Origin of the sequence: Filimonas zeae (genome assembly GCF_014641615.1) — a bacterium.
Lineage (GTDB): Bacteria > Bacteroidota > Bacteroidia > Chitinophagales > Chitinophagaceae > Filimonas > Filimonas zeae.
Window position 1 is genome coordinate 145,474 of record NZ_BMIB01000005.1, and the last position, 21,313, is coordinate 166,786.

Consider the following 21,313-nt stretch of genomic DNA (forward strand, 5'->3'; position numbering starts at 1 on the left):
TATGCCGTGATATTTTATTGTTTAGTCTTTTTTAACAAATCCAATAAAAAGTTGTTAAATAATTTAGATTATTCTAATTTTGTACAACCATGACTAAGAAGTTTGCACATATCGCTGTTTTCATCGCCCTGTTCATACTGGGTGCAGGTAGCGTGGCGCTGGCTTCTACCAGTGGCTCCGCTGATGACCGTCTGAACAAGTTCAGCCTCAAAAATCTCAGCAAATACTCCAAATCGTATTCCCTCTCCGGTTTACGTCCTTCCGGCTTGAATTTTACTGGTTCTCAGGAGATAATGACTATCCAGCGTATGGATAACGCTCTGCAAACCAACTCCATTGTTCGTATGGAGAAAGGCAACACTACTTTTGTATACCCTTACAAGTACAAAGTAAGAGTACCTAAATTCAAAACGCCTACTTCTCCTTCTTTCCGTTAGTAGCAATTCAATTATCTGACTGATTCTGAATGCTCAACGCGCAATGTTGTGTGCTTTTTTGTATAAATCCGGTACTCAATCGTATCTGAATAAACTCAACAACACATTTACTGAATAACCCTGCTGCTGAATGTCAATTGCCATCTTTAGCAACAGCACGGCGGACTTTTCGGTTGCAATCAGCAGCTTTCAGCTGAAAAGCACAGGCTTTTAAACTAAAAGCAAAAGCTGCCTGACAGAAATCAGAAGCTTCCTGATGACAGGAACAAACTTGCTGATGGCAAGAAGCAGCTTCCCCATGGCAAACAGAAGCTTCCTGCCTGTAATCCCCAACTTATAAATGTTACCGCCCAGCTTTAGGACTGAAATTTAAAGCTTTGGGACGGCAGCAAAGAACTGCCGGATGAGGTTTACCAACTTTTCGGCCACATTTTTCAGCTTGCGGATAACAATTATCAACTCCGGGAAGGGAATTACAAACCTCCTGACGTAATCTGAAAACTTTCCGGGCAAATCCGGCAACCTTCCGGATGAAAAAAGAAGTTTATAAAAGTAGCTCAGCTGTTGCTGGAGCACTTTTCCAGGCTTGAAAATACCATCGCCCAGTTGGGCGATGAAAAACTAAAGTGACAGTTTGCAGACTACAACATGCGGTATCCGGTCTGCGGAATCTGGAATTTAGAAGCCGGCACCGGGCTCAGGTTAATCACAGTGGCGGTGTATTGTTGTATTTTGCTTCCCTTTTCGCTTTGTGCCTCATATTCCAGCACAAAACCAGGAATACCTTTAAACTGATAGATGTTTTCGCTAACAGAAGGGGCAATAGCAGTGGCATAATACATATTCAGCACGTTGCCATCTTTCAGTTTTACCTGTGCTTTTTTGCACTCATAACCCAGAATGGTTTTGGTTTCTGTGCCCAGCGTAACCACCATTCCCTCGTAGCGCTTGTTTTGCTCGCGCCATTGGGCAGCATTCAGGCGGTTTATATACTTGTCCCCCCCTAATTCACGCAATACCACTGCTTCGTCTTTTTTAGCATCGTAAAAAGTGATTTGTGTAAAGGTGGAGTTAACCAGGTCACTTCTTATTTCAGAGCCTTTTATGTATAGCGTTTTTATGGCGCTTTCAGTAGTTCCATCGGGTTTTCCAATACGTACATCAAACGTAACAGTACAGTCCGCAACCACCTTAGGTGACTGTGCCTGCACACGCGATGCCATCATAATGAGCAAACAATAAATTAAAAATTTCCTCATAGAACCTCAGAATAGGGATGAGCTATAAAAATAAACCTTCTTTGCCACACTTGGGCATTCAGTACCCAATATAGTCACTAAACAGGTTTCCGCACACAAAATCGCCCCGTTCACCCTAAAATAATCCCCATTGGGCGATTTAATTCACTACCACTTATTCTATTCCTGTGGCACCTTTTTATACAACTGCGCTGCCAGCTGGCAGCGGTACGTATATTGCCCCACACTTTCTACCCACCGTATACCCGAAATGGCATTGGTTAAAAATATTTCCGTAGCCTCTGCCAGCATTTCTTCCGTCAGCTGCCCTTCCTGCACCTCCCACCCGGCGGCCCGCATAGTTGCAAGCAGGTGGCGGCGCATTACCCCGCCTATGCACCCCTCTTCCGGCGCAGGCGTTTTCACTATCCCATCATGCACCACAAACACATTGGCAATAGTAGCATCCGCCACCCGGCCCCACTGGTTCAGCACCAACGCATCATCCAGCTGCCGCTCTTCCGCCCAGCGTGCCGCCAGCGTATAACTGAGGTAATTACTGCTTTTGATGTGCGAAAACCGGTCGGCCGCCTTTACCACCTCCCGGCAAATATCTATCCGCAGCCCTTTTTCCTGCCAGCCGCCACCCGGTGCCAGCGCCCAGCTTTGCACCACCGTATGTGGAAAATGATCAGTAGTGCCATACACTCCGCCACTGCCCCGGAACACGGTTATGCGTACCCGCGCCGCTTCTGTATGTGTGTTAGCCGCTATCAGCTGTTGCACCTGTCTGTGCAGCCAGGCCGGCGTATAATGTTCCGGCAGCACAAACCCCAGTTTCTCCAGTGCACCCAGCAACCGTTCAAAATGAAACTGCGCCAGCAACACCTGCCCTTTCACCACCTTCATGGTTTCAAAGCACCCATCGCCAAATTTAAACCCGCGCATATCAGGAGAAATAAAAGCAGCGTCTGCCTCCAGCAGCGCACCGTTATACAACAAACCGGCAGCATTTTGCATGTGCCAAATGTACGCCCCACCGGTGTTACCAACGCCATATTCCTTTAAGCAAAACACTCTATACTTACCCCCTACCATGCCCCCGTTCCGGCACCATCAGGTCCATGTCAAGTCCATGTCAACTCCATCTCCGCTCCGTATTTCCTTCGCTTCCCCCTTTACCTCCCGTTCAACTCCTTCCCATCCCCCTTCAAACAAACTTTCTCAAATCCCCAATAGCAAATCCCCTTTCTCCTCCCCTAAAAAACCTTAATCCCCTTCCTCAACACATCCTCCCATGCCCCATCTTCCACTATTCCCCAACCTCCCATCCCTCGCTTAACTCCTCCCCCAACTCCCAACTTCAAACCGCTCAACTCCCTACCATCAATCCCCGCCATAACTCCCCCGCAAACTCCATAAGTTTGCAATCATGAAAATTGCAGCAATTATACAGGCGCTGGAAGCCATCGCCCCACCTTCTCTCCAGGAAGGTTACGACAACTGCGGCCTGCTTACCGGCCACGCTTCTACCGAATGTACCGGCATTGTGTGCACCCTGGATGTTACCGAAGCCGTGGTGGAAGAAGCGCTGGAAAAGGGCTGCAACCTTATTGTAGCGCACCATCCCGTTATTTTCGGAGGACTCAAACGCCTCAATGGCAACAACTATGTGGAACGTACTGTTATTGCCGCCATCCGCCATCAGATAGCCATTTACGCCATACATACCAACCTGGATAATGTAATCCACGGCGTTAACAACCGCATTGCAGATCAGTTGCAGCTCATCAACCGCCGCATTCTCGATCCCAGGCCCGGCCTGCTGATGAAGCTTTATACCTTCGTTCCCCATGCACAGGCAGAACCGGTAAAAGAAGCCCTGTTTGCCGCCGGGGCCGGCCATATTGGCCAGTACAGCGAATGCAGCTTTAGTGTAGAAGGGCAGGGTACTTTTAAAGGCAGCAACCAAACCAATCCCTTTGTGGGCCAGCCCGGTACCCGCCATACAGAGCCGGAGCAGAAAATAGAGGTTATTTTCCCCGCATATCTTAAAAGGGCCGTTATCAGCGCCCTGCTGAAAGCACATCCCTACGAAGAAGTAGCGTATGACATTGTTGCACTCCAACAGGATTTTCAGCAGGTGGGCAGCGGTTTGGTAGCAGAACTACCCGCTCCGCTTTCTGAAACGGAATTGCTGCAAAAAATAAAGCAAGCCTTTGGTTTACAGGTAATAAAGCACACCCCATTACTGAACAAACCGGTTAAAACGGTAGCCCTTTGTGGTGGTGCAGGCAGCTTTCTTACCAAAAAGGCTATTGCCGCCGGAGCCGATATGTATATTACCTCCGATGTTAAATACCACGAGTTTTTTGATGCGGAAAACCGGGTGGTAATTGCCGATATTGGCCATTGGGAAAGCGAACAATTTACCATAGACCTCTTATATGATATTTTACTGACAAAATTTCCTACCTTTGCCGTCCTTAAGTCAAAAGTGAAAACCAACCCGGTTCAATACTTTCTGTAGATTTAAGTATCTGAAACTAAAATCGTACATCTGAATATGGCAACAGTTAAAGATTATTCTGTTGAAGAAAAGCTCTCTGCACTGGTAAAGCTGCAGAAGATTGACAGCAAACTGGATGAAATCCAGATTCTGAAGGGTGAACTTCCTATGGAAGTGAGCGACCTGGAAGATGAGATCACCGGTTTGAACAGCCGCAAAACCCGTATTGAGGAAGAGATCAATGGCATCACAGAATTTATTGAGTCTAAGAAGAATGCCATCAAAGAAGCGGAAGCACTGGTAGCCAAGTACGAAAAGCAAAGCACCAGCGTTAAAAACAACCGTGAATTTGAAGCCATCAACAAGGAAATAGAAATGCAGCAGCTGGAAGGCAAGCTGGCAGAAAAACATATCCGCGATGCCAACGAGGAACTGGGCGAGAAAGCCAAGAACCTGGAGTACGCTAAAAAACAGATTGCCAATAAAGAGGGTACTTTAAACCACAAGAAAGGCGAACTGCAAAAGATTATCTCCGATACCGAGAAAGAAGAAACACATTTCCGGGATGAGGCAGAAGTAGCACGTAAAGGCATGGACGATCGTTTACTGTATTCTTACGACCGTATCCGTAACAGCTACCGCAACGGTTTGGCAGTAGTACCTGTTGAAAGGGATGCCTGTGGTGGTTGCTTTAACGCTATCCCTCCGCAAAAACAAAGCGAAATCCGTCAGCGTAAAAAAGTGATGGTTTGCGAAAACTGCGGACGTATTCTGGTAGATGACGATCTGAATAATGCAGTAGAAGTTAAATAAGCTCAATTACAGCATAAATTTTGCAAGTAAGGGTACTTTCAATAAGTACCCTTATTTATTTTCGGTATATGATTCAAAAGCTAGCAGTTTTTTGTACGGTTCTATTCTTAACGGCAGGCATCAGTTTCAGCAGCAGGGCAGAAAAAGTGTTCGACTTTAATGCTACCTGCGAAAAGGCTTATGCAGACATTACCAGTTTGCGCCTCAACAGTGGCAGGCAATGGGTAAACGAAATCAGAAAAGAAAACCCCGATAACCTGATAGCAGACTTTCTGGATAACTATATCGATTTCTTCACGCTTTTTTTTAATGAAGACCCGCAGGAGTACGAAGTACTGAAACCCCATTTCAGCGAGCGCCTTACCAAACTGGAAGAAGGCCCCGGCTCCTCTCCTTTTTACAAATACAGCCAGGCCGTGGTAACCCTGCAGAAAGCAGCCGTAGCTATTAAGTTTGGTGAACGCTGGAGCGCCGGGTGGGATTTTAAGCGTGCTTTCGGATTAATAAAAGACAACCGTAAAGCTTTTCCTGACTTTACCCCCAATAACCTTATTTACGGCCCTATGGAAGTAGCAGCAGGCACTATACCCAGCGGGTATAAATGGTTAGCCAGCCTGTTTGGCATGAAGGGGTCTATTAAAGACGGCATGCAAAAAGTACGCAGCTTTGTAAACGGTAACGACAAATGGCGCAATATCTTTTATAACGAAGCTGCCTTTTATTACTGCTACCTCATGTACTACATAGAAAACAAGCCCGATGAGGCCTCCCGCTATGTAACCGATCATAAACTGGATGTGGTAAACAATCACCTGTTTACGTACATGACGGCCAACCTCAGCATCAACAACAAAAAAACGGACTTTGGTAAAAGCGTAGTGCTTAACCGCAACACCTCGCCGGAATACCTTACCACCGCTACATGGGATTTTGAACTGGGCTACGCCGCTATGCGCCACCTGGACCTGGCAGATGCTGCTACCCATTTTGAAAACTTCACCCGCAACTTCAAAGGCAAGTTTTACCTGAAAGATGTGTATGAAAAACTGAGCTGGATATACTACCTGCAGGGCAACAAAGCTGCGGCAGAAGCTGCCCGCCAGAACGTGATTAAGAAAGGCAATACCGATACAGACGCTGATAAAAAAGCCAACAAAGACGCCAAAGAAGGCAAGTGGCCCAACCCCTTGCTGTTAAAAGTGCGCCTGCTAAACGATGGGGGCTATAACAAAGAAGCCCTGGCCCTGCTCAACGGCAAAAACACAGAAAGCTTTACCCTACCGGAAGAAAAGCTGGAGTTTGCGTACCGCGTAGCGCGTATTTACGACGATTCCGGCCATGATAACGAAGCCATACAGGCTTACCTCTCTGCCATTAAGCTGGGTACCGGCCGTAAGGAATATTACGCCGCCCGGGCTGCATTGCAGATAGGGTATATTTATGAACGCCAGGGCAAAAAAGCGATGGCTATCACCTTCTACCAGCAATGTCTGGATATGGAAGACCATGAATACAAAGACTCGCTTGATCAGCGTGCCAAGTCAGGCATTGCACGTTGCAAAGGCCAGTAAATAAACTGTAGATAAACCTTTTCAAAACTGTTTATCTAAATCAGTCATCCGTTCATCTGACTTCAGAAATTATCTACATTTGTCGCATTGAATTGTGAATTATGTTGCAACTCCTGTACATACAGAACTATGCTATTATAGAACAGCTAACCCTCGGCTTTTCCCCTCAGCTCAACATCATCACCGGCGAAACCGGTGCCGGTAAAAGTATACTCATGGGGGCACTCAGCTTAATACTGGGTGGCCGGGCAGATTCGTCTGTACTCAGGAACACAGATCAGAAATGTTATGCCGAAGGCATTTTTTCTATAGATGAAAAACCTGAGGTAATCGCCTTTTTACGCGCCAACGAGCTGGAATTTGATAAAGAACTGGTGGTACGTCGTGAAATTGCCGCCAGTGGTAAATCCCGCGCGTTTATTAACGATACACCTGTTACCATACAACAGTTAAAAGAGCTGGCTTCCATGCTGGTAGATCTGCATCAGCAGTTCGATACCCTGGAACTGGGCAATGCAGGCTTTCAGCGCATGGTGCTGGATGCTATGGCCAACCAGTTACCCTTGTTACAGCTATACCGCCTGCAGTTTAACCAGTGGCAAAAAGCAGCGGAAGAACTGGAAGAACTGCGCAACCAGAAAGCCGGCTTTAACAAAGAGCTGGATTATAACCGCTTTTTGTACGACGAGCTGGAAGAGGCAGCCCTTGCTGAAAATGAAATGGAAGAGCTGGATAAAGAACTTCAGTTGTTATCCAACGCAGAAGACATCAAAAATGTGCTCTCCCGCCTGCATTTCGATCTGAAAGAAAGTGAAACCCCCATTGTTTCCTCTCTCAAACAAATGGCCAACCAATTACAGCAATACCAAAGCTTTCACGCACAGCTGCCCGGCCTCAGCGCCCGCCTGCAGAGTGCGCAGATAGAACTGCTGGATATTGCCAACGAACTATCCGGCGTAAGCGATGCCATTACCTCCGATCCGCAGCGTCTTAACTGGATTAACGACCGCCTGGCTATTGGCTATAAGCTGTTTAAAAAGCACAACGTACTAACTACTGCCGAACTGCTGGCTATACAGAACAACTTACAGCAGAAAATGCAGGCCGTACTGAATATAGACGAAGCCATTGCCGAAAAAGAATCCGCTACAGCACAGTTATATCAGCAGGCGTTGGAAATTGCACAGCAGTTATCTACGGCCCGCCATCAACAGGCTCCCGAACTGGAGCAGCAGGTAAACCAGCTGCTGGCACAGATAGGCATGCCTAACGCACGGTTAAAAGCCGCCATTACCGAAAGCCCCTTACAGGCCGATGGTATTGATGCTATAGAATTTTTATTCGATGCCAACAAAAGCAACCGCTTTGAGCCCGTACGTAAAGTAGCCAGCGGTGGTGAATTAAGCCGTCTTATGCTTTGTATCAAATCGCTGGTAGCGCGTTCTATCGATTTGCCTACTATGATATTTGATGAAATAGATACCGGTATCTCCGGCGAAGCCAGCAAGCAGGTAGGTATTATTATGAAAAACCTGGCCTCTCAAAGGCAGGTAATTGCTATTACCCACCAGCCGCAGATAGCAGGCAAGGCCGACCGTCATTTTTATGTTTACAAAGAGCCCGTGGGCGAAACAGTTAAAACCAATATCCGTATTCTTAGTCAGGAAGAGCGTATTAACGCCATTGCACAAATGCTGGGAGGCGAAAAGCCTACCGCCGCTGCATTGGAAAATGCACGTGAAATGGTAATTGGTTAATATTCCCTTTCTTTGCCCACATTTCAACGCAAGCATGCAACTTAATACCGGCCTGTTTACAAAAGCCGCTGTTATCAGCGGCCTACTGGGAATTATTACCCTCACCTGCTCTTACGAGCTGGGAAAAATTCCTTTTTTCCTGTTGCTCAACACCGATCTGGGTACTATCAGCGATTACTTTTTTGTGCTCGGCACCTGGCTGGGTGATGGGGCTATGTGGGTAGTAGTACTATTGCTGGCGCTGTGGATGAAAAGAAAGGATACACTTCCTTTACTCATATCCTCATTCGTATTTACCACCCTGTTTACACAGGTATGTAAATACATTATTGTACCGCATGCTCCCCGCCCCTCCAACGCCATTGCCGATATGTCGGTAGTGCACACGGTACCCGGCATAGAGCTGCATACCGTATCCAGCTTTCCTTCCGGCCATACCGCTACGGCCTTTACTATATATCTGGTATTCAGTCTGCTGCTTACCGGCAACTGGTGGCTGGTAGCAGGCTTGTTGTACGCTATATGGGTAGGCTACTCCCGCATTTATCTGGCGCAGCACTTTCCGGTAGATGCCGGTGCAGGTATGATAGTAGCCGTGGCATCTGTATTAATTTCCTTATTCATTCAACAGAAGATTAATAGCAGAAAGCAAACAGCAACTGTACTATAGGCAACGCAACCTTACAAAGCTGTTGGTTTATACACACAAAAAGCCCCGGCCAGTATTGACCAGGGCGTGGTATAACTTTTCAAAATGTACTGGAATTAAGGTACTAAAAACGGGCTTGCGCTGTATTTGAATGCAAATTAGTGGGGTTCTGCCATACCACCAACTGCAAAACCGCTCTTATCCGCAGTGAAAAAGCACCTTTCCTGCACCATAAAACCACATTTTCTCCCGTTTTTACCCATTACAGACGTTATTTTACTGTTACGGCTGATTTCCCTGTTATTCATAGCAGTTTTTTTCCGCACTTACGGCCGTTTGTTTATCTGCGTACCGGTACTGCAATAAAACAAACTCTTATACTACTTCACACATTAACCGGCAGCAATATGCCATTCACCGGTACCTGCCGGTTATTAACCGTGCCCCGATTGTTACTTACCGATGCGGCCAGCCACTCATGTAATATAACAAGTAAATATTCTTAAGTGAGCGGTCATTCACTTACTTTCGCATGGTATTAATTCTGCTGCATGCGTCCGAGAAATACCTGTAAACAAGAGCTGGTTCAACAAAAGGCCATTGAAATGCTGGTAACCGATGGCTTTGAGGGCTTTAGTGTAAACAAACTTGCTAAGGCCTGCAAAATATCTGTAGCCACCTTGTACATCTATTACAAAGACAAAGACGACCTGATTATTCAGATTGCCATTCAGGAAGCCGGGAAAATGAGCCGTGAAATGCTGCTTGATTTTCATCCCGACCTCAGCCTGGAAGAAGGCCTGCGCATTCAGTGGCGTAACCGATACCGGTATCAGATAGAAAACCCGTTAATGGCGCTTCTGTTTGAGCAACTGCGCAGCTCCACCTATCAGGAAAAGATATTTGCTGCTATTCTGGGGCCTTTTAAAGAAAGCATGGGCAGGTTCCTCCGCAATGCCATTGAACGTGGCGAAATGGCTAAGATGCCATTGGAGGTGTTCTGGAGCATTGCGTATGCACCGCTGTATAACCTGTTACGCTTTCATCACGAAGGCAGAAGTATTGGCGGCAAGCCCTTTGAGGTAAAAGATAAAATGGTATGGCAAACGTTTGATCTGGTGTTGAAAGCATTGAAATTATAACTGATCAAAACCACTACTATGTACCCGGACAACCAACTTATTCTGGTGTTCAAAACCAACATCCGCACCTGTGCCGACCGCCTCTCTGTAAAAGCTGCGTTAGACAACGAAGAGGGCATCAGCAACTGGAATGTAGATATGCACGACGTGGACTGCGTATTAAGAATTGAAACCCCAGGCATTACCACCCACGAGGTAATTGCCATTATAAACAGGCAAGGCTACCAATGTAGCGTGCTTGAATAAACTACGGACTACTATAGACATGAAACCACAAGCTACAACAACTACCCTTCCACTCACTTCTTACCAGAAGTTTATCATTTTTATACTGGCCATTACCCAGTTTTCTGTAATACTCGATTTCATGGTTATGTCTCCACTAGGCGATATGCTGATGAAGTCTATGGACCTGCAACCCAGGCAATTTGGCATTGCCGTTTCGGCCTATGCTTTCAGCGCTGGTGTTTCCGGCCTGTTAACCGCAGGCTTTGCTGACAAGTTTGATCTTAAAAAGCTGTTGCTCTTTTTCTATACCGGTTTTGTAATTGCCACATTTTTCTGTGGCATGGCGCACACCTATCCATTGCTTGTAACAGCCCGTATTATCACCGGCCTGTTTGGTGGTGTTATTGGTTCTATTTCCATGGCTATTATTACCGATCTGTTTGCACCTGAGCAGCGTGGCCGTGTGCTGGGCTTTGTGCAAATGGGCTTTGGTGCCAGTCAGGTACTGGGCATTCCCATTAGTCTGCATATTGCCAACCTCTGGGGCTGGCAGGCACCTTTTTTAATGGTGGCAGCATTAGGGGCTATTATAGCAGCATGTATTCTGTTTTTTATGCAGTCTATTACCGGTCATCTGGCCATACAGCGCGATCGTAGTGCTTTCCGCCATCTGCTGCATACGGTTTCGCAAAAGCAGTACCGCATAGGCTTTACCGCTACCGCCCTGTTGTCTATCGGTGGTTTTATGATGATGCCTTTCAGTAGTGCCTTTGCTATTAACAATCTCGGCATCAACACTACACAACTGGAGCAGTTGTTTATGGTAGCAGGCATTGCCTCACTGGTAATTATGCCTTTTATAGGCCGTCTTAGTGATAAGATGGACAAGTTCACCATCTTTACCATTGCCTCTGTATGGATGATGATAATGGTGGTTATTTACACTAATCTTTCTATTACCCCTCTGTGGCAGGTAATGATACTGAATGTACTGATGATGATGGGTATTATGAGCCGCATGATTCCTTCTACCGCCCTGGCCACCTCACTACCCGAAATACAGGACCGTGGTGCTTTTATGAGCATTAACTCCTCCCTGCAGCAGATAGCAGGAGGCGTGGCCGCAGTAGTGGGTGGCATGATTGTAACCCAGCAAAGCAAAGCACATCCGCTGGAACATTACAATACACTGGGTTGGGTGGTGTGCGGTGTTACACTGTTGTGTATATTCATGGTATATCGTGTAAGTGTACTGGTAAAGCAAAAAGCAGCTGCAAGGCAACAGATGTAAGTGCCATACCCGGCTGTATTTACATTAATAAGCTGCACGACGTTCAATGTATCTGATGCTATACAACGCGCAGCACGTAGCCAGCAGGGCAGCCAGCAGCCCCTGTAGCAAGGCCAGCCATCTGCCGTTAAAAGTATACCCTTCCGGCAGCAGCATATGCAGCAAACAAAAGGCAGCCGCTGACGGCAAAAAGCAAAACAATGCATTGCGCACCGATAATTTCAGTAACCACTGTCTGCGTTCCCAGGCGGCAGTGGTTACTAAAAAACGGTTCCGCCGTTCCAGAAACACTATTGTCCGCTGCGCCATATCCCATGTGATAAAGAAGGGAAGAAACACCATCATAGGCAGAAAAAAGCGGGCATACGGATAGTTACCCCGGAACAACGATACGGCTTTCAGGTTCTCAAAACCATAGTACGATACGGCCCAGTTAAACAACAGATTTGTAATAAAATACCATAGCAGGTTTTTCACCGTAAACAGCTGCATCCACTTCTGCGCACGCTGCTGCTTTTCCCCTTCATCTTCTTCCCGCATCCGTTGAATTGCATCTTCCAGAATACGCATTACACGCCCCTTTATCCATAAAGCGTCTTCCCGGTTCAGATAACTGTCGCGGGATATAATTACACAGTCCATCTGCTTTTTAAAAGAACTTACTACAATGGTATTGGGGTTCTTCCATGGAAAAGCTACCGTAGGGCTGTATAGCGCATTCACTTCAAAATTGCTGTAGGTATCAGGTATGGCCAGCTGCCCCATGTTAGAAAAGGTAAAGTCGTGGCTGCCTGGCTTATTACGCAGCATACGCACCAGCCTGTGCACTACTCCATGAAAATACTCTGCCATCATCAATGCTTTCTGTCCGTTCAGCCGCTGCACCTTTTCTGTCAGCTGCTTCTTCAGCAAACAGGCCTGCGCCCAAAAGCCTTTTGCTTTTTTATCCACCCGCACTTCAACAATAGGCGCAAAAGCAAACATGTGCCCATCCTCAATCTCCGGCACCAGCCGTCTTATATCCACGGGGCATATAGCACGATTGCGGGCCTGCCTGCCTTTACGCTCTCTCCAGGCTTGTAAAAAAGCCACACACAATGCACCATGTACCGAAGTCTTTGCCCTTTTGCACGCACCGGTAATCGTGGCAGTCATAGCCGTATCCATACGCCAGTGCAGCAGATAGTTTTCTCCCTGTAACGGAGCAGGCGGCTTATCCGGCAGTAACAAGCCAGCTAACCGGCTCATCCACACACCTTTCCATCGCAGCCATTTACTTTTTAATAAACGACAGGGGATGTATTCCCGTATCTCTTTAAAAGAACGGTATGGTGTTAGCGTTTGTTCCGGCTGATCCAGTAACAATAATAACTCGCGCATCAACGCTACAAACGATACACCATCGCATATACAATGCGGGCATACTATTACCAGTTCAGCGTTTTCAGTTCCCCGTATCCACACCAGCCTTATTAGCGGGGCTTTCTTTTGATAATATTCCTCATCACTGCCCCAACCGGCCGTCTCGTCATTCACAGTATCCTTTTCGTGCTCATTACTGCCAGGCCGTTCCGGATTGCTCTTTCTGCTACTCAACCGGTTGCTGCTCCCTTCACCAGCCAGATTATTCTCTTGCCTCCCCTCCTCTCCAAAGGGCTTTGCCCACTCCTCACGGTATACACGCTGCCAGTCATCATCCCCGCGCCGCTCTATCACCCGCACAGGTATAGGCAGCAATGTATCATGATATATAAAATAAGGTACTCCGCCTGCATCTTCTTCCAGCGTTACACGTAACAGCGGGTGCCGGGCCTGTATTTTTGCCAGCGCCTGCTGCAGGTTGCCCCATTCAATGGTTCCATTAATGGATACTGCAAACACACAGTTAACAGGAGTAGCAGCATCTACATACATAATGCGTTCACCGGTAATCAGTTTACGTGTAAGCATACTCATACAATAGCGGTTGAATTACAGGTAACAGAAGCTGCAAAGGCTTCCAGATAAGCAACTGCCTGGTCGTTACCGCCGGCAGCAATAAAACCATCGCGCACACGGGCCGAAGCTGTTTTGTAAGCGCTATCCTGTAGCAACGTTTGCACCCCTGCACGCAGGTCTTCTGCACGCATCCTTTTATACCGCAGTTTTAAACCGGCACCGCTATGTACTACCAGGCCGGCAGTATGAAAATGATCGTAGGTAATAGGTGTAACCAGTAAAGGCAGCCCATTCAGCAAGGCATCGTTTACCGTATTAAAACCACCGTGGCATACCACCGCATCCATAAAAGGCATCAGCCGGGTTTGGGGTACATAGTTCTGCACCATAAAGTTGGCTGGCCAGTCCTCTATAATAGCCGGGTCAGTAGCTGCTATTATAGTTAACGGTTCATCACGGAAGGCTTCAATCACCTTTTCAAAAAAGGCTTTCCGTATATCAACCAGCAGCGTACCCAACGATATAAATACTTTGGGAGTAGTTACTTTATCCAATGCATTAAAATCGAAAAAGGTATGATTAGGCCGCCCCTTTACCGGCCCCACAAACTTCATGTGCGGCATTGCCAGCGGCATACGGGCAAAGCTTTCTGATGTAAATACCAGATTCATCTGCGCAGAGTGCATTACAAAATCATCTGTATAAATGCCATACTCCTGTTGCAATGCACGCATCAGCCTTTGCTGCCATTCAAAAATTTTAGGCGCCTGCAAAGCATCTCCCATCACATCCGGCGGTACAGGCGTAGTGGTTACATAAGGTATGCCTTTGCTATAAGCACAAAGGCCACCGGCAAACGTAATACAATCGTTAATTATCACATCTGGTTTATGTTCATCAATCAACCGCATCAATCCCTCCCGCATCATTTGTGCAAAAGGAATATAGGTTTCTTCCAGTGCCAGCTTCAGCACCTGCGGGCCGCTTAGCGCCGCTCCGTCATCCTGCCGCCGTAATATGCGGTTAATCTCTGCACGATGCGGTTCCAGTTCGCGGTGTGGCACCAGAAAGCGCCCGCCTTCGGGTATATACTCATCTGCAAGATCGGTAATACCCACCCACAGCACTTCATGCCCTTTTGCCAGCAGACTGGCACCTACACTTAAGGTTGGACTAATATGCCCGAAAAAGGGCGGTACAACAAACAAAAACTTAGCCATGGTATCATAAGTTTAACAGTGAACAACGCCTGTAGCCAGCCCTTCCAGCAGCCTTGCTGCATAGGCGGTTCCGCCTGCCTGTTCAAAAGAAGATTGAATAGCTGCCGCTGCCATGCGGTAGCTATTGTTATGTAATATTTCATGCACGGCGTTTTTAATATGCGCGGCATGAAAGCGTTTAAAATTTAACCGTACCCCCGCCTGCACCTGCGCCACCCGTGCAGCTACATAAGACTGATCGTACGCAATAGGTATTACCACCAGCGGCAACCCATGCAGTAATGTTTCGCAAACGGTATTGTGCCCCGCATGGCATACCACACCATTCAGCAAAGGCAGCAGTTGTAATTGCGGCACACAACGTTCTACTATAAAATTTTCCGGCCATTCCTCTAACAAATCAGGATCACTTACCACTATTGCCGTTACCGGTTCATCCTTCAATGCCGTTGCTACTTTACTAAAGAAATCTTTTTTAAATTCATGATTAAAGGTGGTACCGATAGAAACCAGTATGCACGTCTTATGGGCTCTTGCATAAAACCGCTGCCAGTTAAAAGCAACAGCAGCAGGCCGGTGCTGTATTACCGGGCCTACAAAACAATAGCTGCCAGGCAGTTCCATTTCTCCAAAAAAGGCGCGGGAAGTAAACACAAGCGTCAACACATCGGAACACGCTACAGACAACTCTCCCGGCAAGCCCAGTTGTTGCTGCAAGGCCACCATCTGCTGTGTTTCCCACTGGTGTACCATGGGCAGGTCTTCACGCATTTTAATAGCTGCCGGTGCAGTTACAGAAGTAGCATACGGTACACCGCAATGAATAGCGGCTACTGCTGCGGCAAATACCTGATGATCGTTAATCACCACATCCGGCCGGTATGTTTGCAGCCAGTGTACAATACCATCGTACATATAACGGTTCAAAGGCACCAGCACTTCTTCATATAAAAACTTAATACTCTCTATGCCATACACATTCTTACGGGCAATGGCATCCAGATAGTCGCTGCCCTGCTGTTTTTCAGCATCTGTTGTGTCATAGCTTATCAGCAATAGTTCGCCTCCGGGTGGTAGTTGCACACGCAGCCCTTCATCCGGCGATATCCAACCTACTTCATGCCCCATAGCCAGTAAACCGGCACCCAGGCTCAGCGTAGGATTAATATGTCCCGCCAGTGGCGGAACTACAAAAGCAAAGCGGGCCATATGTAATTAGTTATTAAAAAATGTGGTAAGCCTTTCCCCTATCACCGCAGGTTGCTGCACCGGAACGGTGTGGTCGCCCTCTATCAACACCAGGTTAGAGCGGCTTATTCTGTTATGCAATAGCTCACCTGCACCCACACAATCAGAAGAACGACCATACATTAATAGCGTATCATGTGGCAATGCTCTGATTGCTGCATCTTCAAAAAATGCATGTTCTTTTTCCATATCATTCCTTATGGTAGTTTCATGAAACAGGTATTCAAACCGGCGGTGCATTTTCTCCAGCCGCCTTCTGCCACCTGTTGTCAATACCTGGCTATCATTCTTCTCTACATAATCCAGCAGCATATCTCTGTTGTACTGCGCAATACCCTCGAGCATTCTTTTATCTGCCGGGTCAGGCCCTTCAATCAGCCCCAGCCGTCGTATACGTTGCGGATATTCCAGCGCTGCCTTCAGCGCCACCAAAGCGCCAAAGCTATAACCGGCCAGATGTACCGCCGGTAATCTCAACACCTGCATCAGCGCCTGCATATCGGCAGCCATAGCCTCCAGGTGGTAACCGCTTTCGGCCCGGTCACTCATACCATGTCCCTTCATATCATACATCACCACGCGAAAGTGCTGCGCCAGTATAGGCGCAATATGAAAATAGTATACCGCCAGGTTGCTGAACATGCCATGCACCAGCAGCACGGTATCCGTTGCCTGTTCATTCAGTTGCTGGTAGTGTACCGCCCTGCCATTGATAGTTATTACCGGCATGCTTCAATGTATTCAATCACATCACTCAGTTTCAGTGCAATCAGCTCGTCCAGATCCATGTTTGAGAGCCAGCCCGTAAAATCCAGCTTCGATCCAAAGTGTAGCTTTACCTTCTCCGAAAAAGCCACTATTTCAATACTATCCAGTTCCAGATCAGCCGTAAAAGAGCTATCGCGTCTTATATCAATCTCATCTTTAAAATCTTCACCTATTATTTCTTCAATAAAGGTTTTCAACACAGCAAATGTGTCTTCGCTGTTTACCGGTGCGTGTGTGGGTACTAAGCTGTCCATCCTATAATGTAATTTTGATGTTGTATGGTTTGTATCCAGATATCTGCAATACGCAGCCTGTGTTCTGTTATCTCCTGTATTACATAAGCTTTGGGGTTGCCCATTAATCCTTTGCCCAGCATTTTACCATAAGCTTCTTTGGCTACCCAGCAGCGGGTGGCCCATTCCATCAGCTCTTTGCCTGCCAGCAAGGCAAGCTCCGCCTCTGTAAACACCATTTCGTAAAAACCGGGGCCACGGTCTGCTATCTCTTCAATGTCTATACCTACAGGGCTATCACGTGCAATAGCTACTGCCTCGGTTTTCTTATGCGCCAGCGAAACATAAAGGTTATCTGTAAAAGGCCCTGTAATACCCGGCCTCCCCTGTGCATCGGCAGTCAGCGCCAGCTCTATCGGATACAGATGTTCCTGCTGCCGGTGGCGTATAAAAGCACGTACAGCATCTTTAGCGGCCACGCGGCTTATCAGCCATTCCTTTTTACGCGTTACACTCATCTGCTGGTATTGCGCTTTCTCGTCCTGATTAAAATAGCGTTTCAGAATAAAGTCCCACGATACCACACGGTTGTAAGCCTGATGAAACCAGAATACACCCGGCGCCAGTTCTGTAGCCAGCAGGTGATGTAATGGCGCTATAGATACATTCCATAAACGGTTATCTATTTCCAGCCTGCGGTTTTGCCAGCCTTTAATAAGTATACAGGTTTCACCGTTGCGGGATAATACCATATCGCAGGTAGCAAACTCATCATTCAGGTCTGTAAGAAAGCAGGTACACTCGTAAGGCGTATCTGCCAGCTCTATCTCTTTTAAAAACTGTATTTCCTGAATTTTTACCGGAAAAGCCACCCTGTCTTTCTCCAGTATCAGCTGCAGCCACAGCCCAAACAGCTGCCCTGCATTATCCAGCAGCGATCCCTTGCCACTGCCGCCTGCAATAATTCCCGTAATACCCTTATCGCCCAAACGCACAATCTTACGTATGCCCTGGTAGGCAGGGCCGTGAAACATATGCTTCTCATACACGTCTTTAATGGCAGGTATCCGGTCCGGCAAGTCTGTGCCGGCAGGAAAATCCATCTTACCTATACCATGCTCATATTCGCCTGCCAGCACCACATCGGCCATTGCATATTTTTCTATCTCCATCTGCAAAAGGCTTTCCCTCCGCCAATGCCCCTTCAGGCTGGCGGTAAACCCATTGGCTACATTCATCCATTGCAGCACCCGTATATTCTGTACCGCCTTTACCACCCCTGCTCCGCTTTGCTGCAAAGCCATATCTGCAAACAGCTCCACTGCCATGGTCATGGGTATTACCGGGTCCATATCCGCCACACAATGCCAGCCCGGTTTCTGCCGCAGCAAAGCATGATCAATCAGGTATGGATGTGTGTTTAGCGAAACATCCAGTGTTGCTGCAAAACCGGTACGCGGCTTCCGCGCAGTTGCTACCGGCTTTTGCCATATATCATACATATTCTGCTGCACGTCTGCCATCAGCTGCAGATTATTATGCAATGTTGTTAACAGGGGATGTTCTTTTCCGGTTGGCTCAAAACCTGCCACCGTATACATGTCCGTACGCTTTACTACGCTGCTGTCCAGTACCGCAAAATCTTCCACAAACGGCGATCCCAGTTGCAGCTTCATTACGCCCGCATCAGGTAATGTTTCAGAGGTAGCAACGCCCATAAAATCCAGGTCAATCTCCGCCCCTTCGGTAAACAAAGCTGCCAGCACGCGCTGCAGCTGCTGCAGCCCCGAACGTACAGGCACATTGGCAGCCACCATGCTGTAAGTAAGCCTTCGCATACGCAGGGTGTCTTCTACAAAACCGGTAAGCCCGCCCGAGCCTGCCTGTATAAATACACGAACCCCTTCCTCATACAATTTTTCTGTCAGCTGCCGGAAGTACACCGGCTCTGTCAACTGCCGTATCCCCAATTGCCGGATGGCTTCCGGATCTGCCGGATACTCACACAAAGACGTGGCCGACCATACCGGCACCGCGGGCTGGCGGAACTGCATGCGTTCCATACCAGCCCTAAACCCCTCCAGCCGGTCTTTAATAAAAGGCGAGTGAAAGCCGGATTGAAAAGGCAACACCTGATGAAACACCTGTTCTTTCTTCAAAACCTCTGCAAGTATTTCTGTTGCCTGCTGCGTTCCGCAAAGAATTACCTGTTGCGGACAGTTTTCTATAGATAAATAAATGTCTTTTATATCTTTTGTAAAGGCAGCTACCCGGCTGTAGTCACAGCCTGCTACCAGAAAGCGGGTATCCGGCAATTCAAACAGCTCCGGGTCTAATTCAGCAAGCAGGGCTGCCAGTGAATGTTCTTCTACCAACCCTGCACTCTTTGCAGCCAGCCATTCCCCCAGGCTATGCCCGGCCACCATATGTGGCTTTACCCCCAGTTGCTTTAAAGCACCATCTATAACCCGGCTTTTATTCAGCAGCTGTAACGATGCAGATAACACCCCCTTACCGGCAGTACCCTCTGCACTTACAGAAGGCAACTGAAAATAACGGCTTACCGATGCATATTCTCCACCCGCCAGTCCGTCCAGCCCGGGAAACAGAAACGCTATTTTACCACCTTGTGTAAGCAACCCCGCATCCGAATACCAGATATCCTGCTTATTACGCCAGGGCTTGTTGCGGCTTACTATTTTTATGGCCTGCTCAATACGTTCATCTGTTGGCTGAAAAAGTGCCAGCCGGTAACTGCCGCCGCCTGTTGCAGTTTCTTTGTTTTGTAGCGCATATATCAGTTCCTGCTGTGTGGGTCTGGCCAGCAGTAAAACAGCATCTTTCTCTGGCTTTGCCTGTTGTTGCTTTTGCGCAACTGCTGTACGCGGCGCCTCCTGCAATACCACGTGTGCATTAATGCCACCAAAACCAAAAGCATTTACACCGGCGTAACGTGGCTTTCCTGGCGCAGTAGCCCATTCCGCCACTTCCCGTACCGGTCTGAAGCGTGTTTGCTGCATCAGCGCCACAGGCTCTTCACAATGTAGTGTGGGGGGCAGCTGACCATGATACAATGCCAGCGCTGTTTTAATAATTCCGGCAATACCGGCTGCCGGCATCGCGTGGCCTATCATTGATTTTACAGAACCAATGCCTGCCACTGGCAGATCAACAGGTTTACCAAACACCTGTAGTAAGGTTTCCAGTTCTGTTTTATCACCCAGGGGTGTGCCGGTGCCATGCGCTTCCAGATAACTGATGTCATCTGTAGCCACACCGGCTTTGCCCCAGGCCTGGCGTATTGCGCGTGACTGCCCTGTTACAGAGGGACTCATCACGCTGGCCGATGCCCCGTCACTGGCCACTCCTACGCCTTTAATAACTGCATAAACTCTATCATCTGCTTCCAGCGCATCTTCCAGCCGCTTCAGTACAACAAAACCGCAACCTTCGCCAATCAGCAACCCGTCTGCACGTTGGTCAAACGGCCGTATCTGCTGCTTGCGCGAAAGCGCACCCAGCTGAGTAAAAATGCTCCAGAAAGGTGCATTCTGGCTTACATGTACGCCTCCTGCTATTACCATATTCAAACGACCACTGTTTAACTCATGCACGGCATGGTCTATGGCAATGAGGCTGCTGGCACAGGCAGCATCTACCGTGTAGGCAGCGCCTCCAAGGTTCAGCCGGTTGGCTACCAGCGAAGCCACCAGATTGGGTATTAACCCCATGGCAGTATCTGCCCCAAAGCGTCCTCTTTTTAACTGAAATTCTTTTTTAACACGATTCATTTCTTCCGGCTGCAAATGTGGCAGGGCGCTTTTCAGCATCTGCACCAGCTGTTCTCCGGTGCGGACAATTTCTATAGCGCGTGTAGCGCCAGGGCCTGCATAGTTGCCCTTGCCTATAATTACCCCCGTCTGGTCCAGCGGCATATTCCGCTCCCATACACCAGCATCTGTTAACGCCTGTTTGGCCAGTGCCAGCGTTAGCAAATGCTCCGGCTCAGCACCTTCTACGGCCACTGGTAATATGCCAAAGCTTAGTGGGTTAAATTCTGCGTAGTCATCAATAAAACCACCGCGGCGGCAATAAAACCTGTCCACCGCCTGCTCTGCATCGTCAAAGTATACATCCGGTAAACGATGCAGCGGCGCCTGTTGAATAGCGTCTGTTTTTTCAGTTATGTTTTTCCAGAACGCCTGTATGTTTACCGCACCGGGAAACATACAGGACATTCCGATAATAGCAATATCGGTATGCTGATTCAT

Annotated in this window: 18 protein-coding genes; 9 read left to right on the forward strand and 9 right to left on the reverse strand. The window is 47.8% G+C overall.

Annotation, left to right across the window (positions count from 1 at the left end; all coding sequences use genetic code 11):
- Positions 1-89 precede the first annotated feature (89 nt).
- Positions 90-437, forward strand: coding sequence for a hypothetical protein (locus IEY13_RS24285; RefSeq protein WP_188957229.1), 348 nt, complete (start codon positions 90-92; stop codon positions 435-437).
- Positions 438-1,078: 641 nt separating this feature from the next.
- Here IEY13_RS24285 and IEY13_RS24290 read toward each other — a convergent pair.
- Together IEY13_RS24290 and IEY13_RS24295 are read right to left on the reverse strand one after the other, a co-directional pair.
- Positions 1,079-1,696: a hypothetical protein gene (locus IEY13_RS24290; protein WP_188957231.1), complete on the reverse strand. Its 618-nt coding sequence runs from the start codon at positions 1,694-1,696 to the stop codon at positions 1,079-1,081.
- Between the two features lie 159 nt (positions 1,697-1,855).
- Positions 1,856-2,695, reverse strand: a complete 840-nt coding sequence (locus IEY13_RS24295) for an aminotransferase class IV (RefSeq protein ID WP_188957233.1) — start codon at positions 2,693-2,695, stop codon at positions 1,856-1,858.
- Between the two features lie 412 nt (positions 2,696-3,107).
- Between IEY13_RS24295 and IEY13_RS24300 the strand changes: the two genes are divergently transcribed.
- The 5 genes from IEY13_RS24300 to IEY13_RS24320 all read left to right on the forward strand — a co-directional run bounded on the left by IEY13_RS24300 (position 3,108) and on the right by IEY13_RS24320 (position 8,995).
- Complete coding sequence (locus IEY13_RS24300) at positions 3,108-4,205, forward strand: Nif3-like dinuclear metal center hexameric protein (RefSeq protein WP_188957240.1); 1,098 nt, start codon at positions 3,108-3,110, stop codon at positions 4,203-4,205.
- A 36-nt stretch (positions 4,206-4,241) separates the two neighbouring features.
- A complete protein-coding gene (locus tag IEY13_RS24305) occupies positions 4,242-4,997 on the forward strand; it encodes a zinc ribbon domain-containing protein (protein WP_188957242.1) in 756 nt (251 codons plus the stop codon).
- 68 nt (positions 4,998-5,065) lie between these two features.
- A complete protein-coding gene (locus tag IEY13_RS24310; RefSeq protein ID WP_188957244.1) occupies positions 5,066-6,568 on the forward strand; it encodes a tetratricopeptide repeat protein in 1,503 nt (500 codons plus the stop codon).
- Between the two features lie 101 nt (positions 6,569-6,669).
- On the forward strand, positions 6,670-8,325 hold the full coding sequence (recN, locus tag IEY13_RS24315) for a DNA repair protein RecN (protein ID WP_188957246.1): 1,656 nt from the start codon (positions 6,670-6,672) through the stop codon (positions 8,323-8,325).
- Positions 8,326-8,359: 34 nt separating this feature from the next.
- Entirely contained in the window at positions 8,360-8,995 is a 636-nt protein-coding gene (locus IEY13_RS24320; RefSeq protein WP_188957248.1) for a phosphatase PAP2 family protein, read from the forward strand.
- Between the two features lie 137 nt (positions 8,996-9,132).
- On the opposite strand, the gene IEY13_RS24325 is transcribed toward IEY13_RS24320, so the two are convergent.
- On the reverse strand, positions 9,133-9,282 hold the full coding sequence (locus IEY13_RS24325) for a hypothetical protein (RefSeq protein WP_188957250.1): 150 nt from the start codon (positions 9,280-9,282) through the stop codon (positions 9,133-9,135).
- Positions 9,283-9,525: 243 nt separating this feature from the next.
- On the opposite strand from IEY13_RS24325, the gene IEY13_RS24330 reads away from it, so the two are divergent.
- Genes IEY13_RS24330 through IEY13_RS24340 form a run of 3 tightly spaced genes read left to right on the forward strand, consistent with a single transcriptional unit; the run spans position 9,526 to position 11,635 of the window.
- The gene (locus IEY13_RS24330) at positions 9,526-10,116 is read left to right on the forward strand and encodes a TetR/AcrR family transcriptional regulator (protein WP_188957253.1); all 591 of its coding nucleotides are present in this window, start codon (positions 9,526-9,528) and stop codon (positions 10,114-10,116) included.
- 18 nt (positions 10,117-10,134) lie between these two features.
- A complete protein-coding gene (locus tag IEY13_RS24335) occupies positions 10,135-10,362 on the forward strand; it encodes a hypothetical protein (RefSeq protein WP_188957277.1) in 228 nt (75 codons plus the stop codon).
- Between the two features lie 19 nt (positions 10,363-10,381).
- Positions 10,382-11,635, forward strand: a complete 1,254-nt coding sequence (locus IEY13_RS24340; RefSeq protein WP_188957279.1) for an MFS transporter — start codon at positions 10,382-10,384, stop codon at positions 11,633-11,635.
- A 24-nt stretch (positions 11,636-11,659) separates the two neighbouring features.
- Here the strand turns inward: IEY13_RS24340 and IEY13_RS24345 are convergent, their stop codons facing one another.
- From IEY13_RS24345 to IEY13_RS24365, 6 genes are read right to left on the reverse strand one after another with little or no spacing between them, the layout of a single operon-like run.
- Entirely contained in the window at positions 11,660-13,591 is a 1,932-nt protein-coding gene (locus tag IEY13_RS24345) for a phthiocerol/phthiodiolone dimycocerosyl transferase family protein (protein ID WP_188957281.1), read from the reverse strand.
- Positions 13,588-14,793: a glycosyltransferase gene (locus IEY13_RS30225; RefSeq protein WP_229687998.1), complete on the reverse strand. Its 1,206-nt coding sequence runs from the start codon at positions 14,791-14,793 to the stop codon at positions 13,588-13,590. The genes IEY13_RS24345 and IEY13_RS30225 overlap by 4 nt, the downstream gene beginning before the upstream one ends.
- A gap of 12 nt (positions 14,794-14,805) precedes the next feature.
- Entirely contained in the window at positions 14,806-16,002 is a 1,197-nt protein-coding gene (locus IEY13_RS30230; protein WP_229687999.1) for a glycosyltransferase, read from the reverse strand.
- 6 nt (positions 16,003-16,008) lie between these two features.
- On the reverse strand, positions 16,009-16,770 hold the full coding sequence (locus tag IEY13_RS24355) for an alpha/beta fold hydrolase (protein WP_188957283.1): 762 nt from the start codon (positions 16,768-16,770) through the stop codon (positions 16,009-16,011).
- Positions 16,761-17,063, reverse strand: a complete 303-nt coding sequence (locus IEY13_RS24360) for a phosphopantetheine-binding protein (protein WP_188957285.1) — start codon at positions 17,061-17,063, stop codon at positions 16,761-16,763. The genes IEY13_RS24355 and IEY13_RS24360 overlap by 10 nt, the downstream gene beginning before the upstream one ends.
- On the reverse strand, positions 17,051-21,313 hold the full coding sequence (locus tag IEY13_RS24365; RefSeq protein ID WP_188957287.1) for a type I polyketide synthase: 4,263 nt from the start codon (positions 21,311-21,313) through the stop codon (positions 17,051-17,053). The genes IEY13_RS24360 and IEY13_RS24365 overlap by 13 nt, the downstream gene beginning before the upstream one ends.

Excerpts from the sequence above, each read along its gene's own strand:
- IEY13_RS24340 (WP_188957279.1), top strand. The coding sequence starts at position 10,382 with ATGAAACCACAAGCTACAACAACTACCCTTCCACTCACTTCTTACCAG.
- IEY13_RS24310 (WP_188957244.1), top strand. The coding sequence starts at position 5,066 with ATGATTCAAAAGCTAGCAGTTTTTTGTACGGTTCTATTCTTAACGGCA.
- IEY13_RS24330 (WP_188957253.1), top strand. The coding sequence starts at position 9,526 with ATGCGTCCGAGAAATACCTGTAAACAAGAGCTGGTTCAACAAAAGGCC.
- recN (WP_188957246.1), top strand. The coding sequence starts at position 6,670 with ATGTTGCAACTCCTGTACATACAGAACTATGCTATTATAGAACAGCTA.
- IEY13_RS24325 (WP_188957250.1), bottom strand. The coding sequence starts at position 9,282 with ATGAATAACAGGGAAATCAGCCGTAACAGTAAAATAACGTCTGTAATG.
- IEY13_RS24320 (WP_188957248.1), top strand. The coding sequence starts at position 8,360 with ATGCAACTTAATACCGGCCTGTTTACAAAAGCCGCTGTTATCAGCGGC.
- IEY13_RS24290 (WP_188957231.1), bottom strand. The coding sequence starts at position 1,696 with ATGAGGAAATTTTTAATTTATTGTTTGCTCATTATGATGGCATCGCGT.
- IEY13_RS24300 (WP_188957240.1), top strand. The coding sequence starts at position 3,108 with ATGAAAATTGCAGCAATTATACAGGCGCTGGAAGCCATCGCCCCACCT.
- IEY13_RS30230 (WP_229687999.1), bottom strand. The coding sequence starts at position 16,002 with ATGGCCCGCTTTGCTTTTGTAGTTCCGCCACTGGCGGGACATATTAAT.
- IEY13_RS24360 (WP_188957285.1), bottom strand. The coding sequence starts at position 17,063 with ATGGACAGCTTAGTACCCACACACGCACCGGTAAACAGCGAAGACACA.
- IEY13_RS24295 (WP_188957233.1), bottom strand. The coding sequence starts at position 2,695 with ATGCAAAATGCTGCCGGTTTGTTGTATAACGGTGCGCTGCTGGAGGCA.
- IEY13_RS24285 (WP_188957229.1), top strand. The coding sequence starts at position 90 with ATGACTAAGAAGTTTGCACATATCGCTGTTTTCATCGCCCTGTTCATA.
- IEY13_RS24305 (WP_188957242.1), top strand. The coding sequence starts at position 4,242 with ATGGCAACAGTTAAAGATTATTCTGTTGAAGAAAAGCTCTCTGCACTG.
- IEY13_RS24365 (WP_188957287.1), bottom strand. The coding sequence starts at position 21,313 with ATGAATCAGCATACCGATATTGCTATTATCGGAATGTCCTGTATGTTT.
- IEY13_RS24355 (WP_188957283.1), bottom strand. The coding sequence starts at position 16,770 with ATGCCGGTAATAACTATCAATGGCAGGGCGGTACACTACCAGCAACTG.
- IEY13_RS24335 (WP_188957277.1), top strand. The coding sequence starts at position 10,135 with ATGTACCCGGACAACCAACTTATTCTGGTGTTCAAAACCAACATCCGC.
- IEY13_RS30225 (WP_229687998.1), bottom strand. The coding sequence starts at position 14,793 with ATGGCTAAGTTTTTGTTTGTTGTACCGCCCTTTTTCGGGCATATTAGT.
- IEY13_RS24345 (WP_188957281.1), bottom strand. The coding sequence starts at position 13,591 with ATGAGTATGCTTACACGTAAACTGATTACCGGTGAACGCATTATGTAT.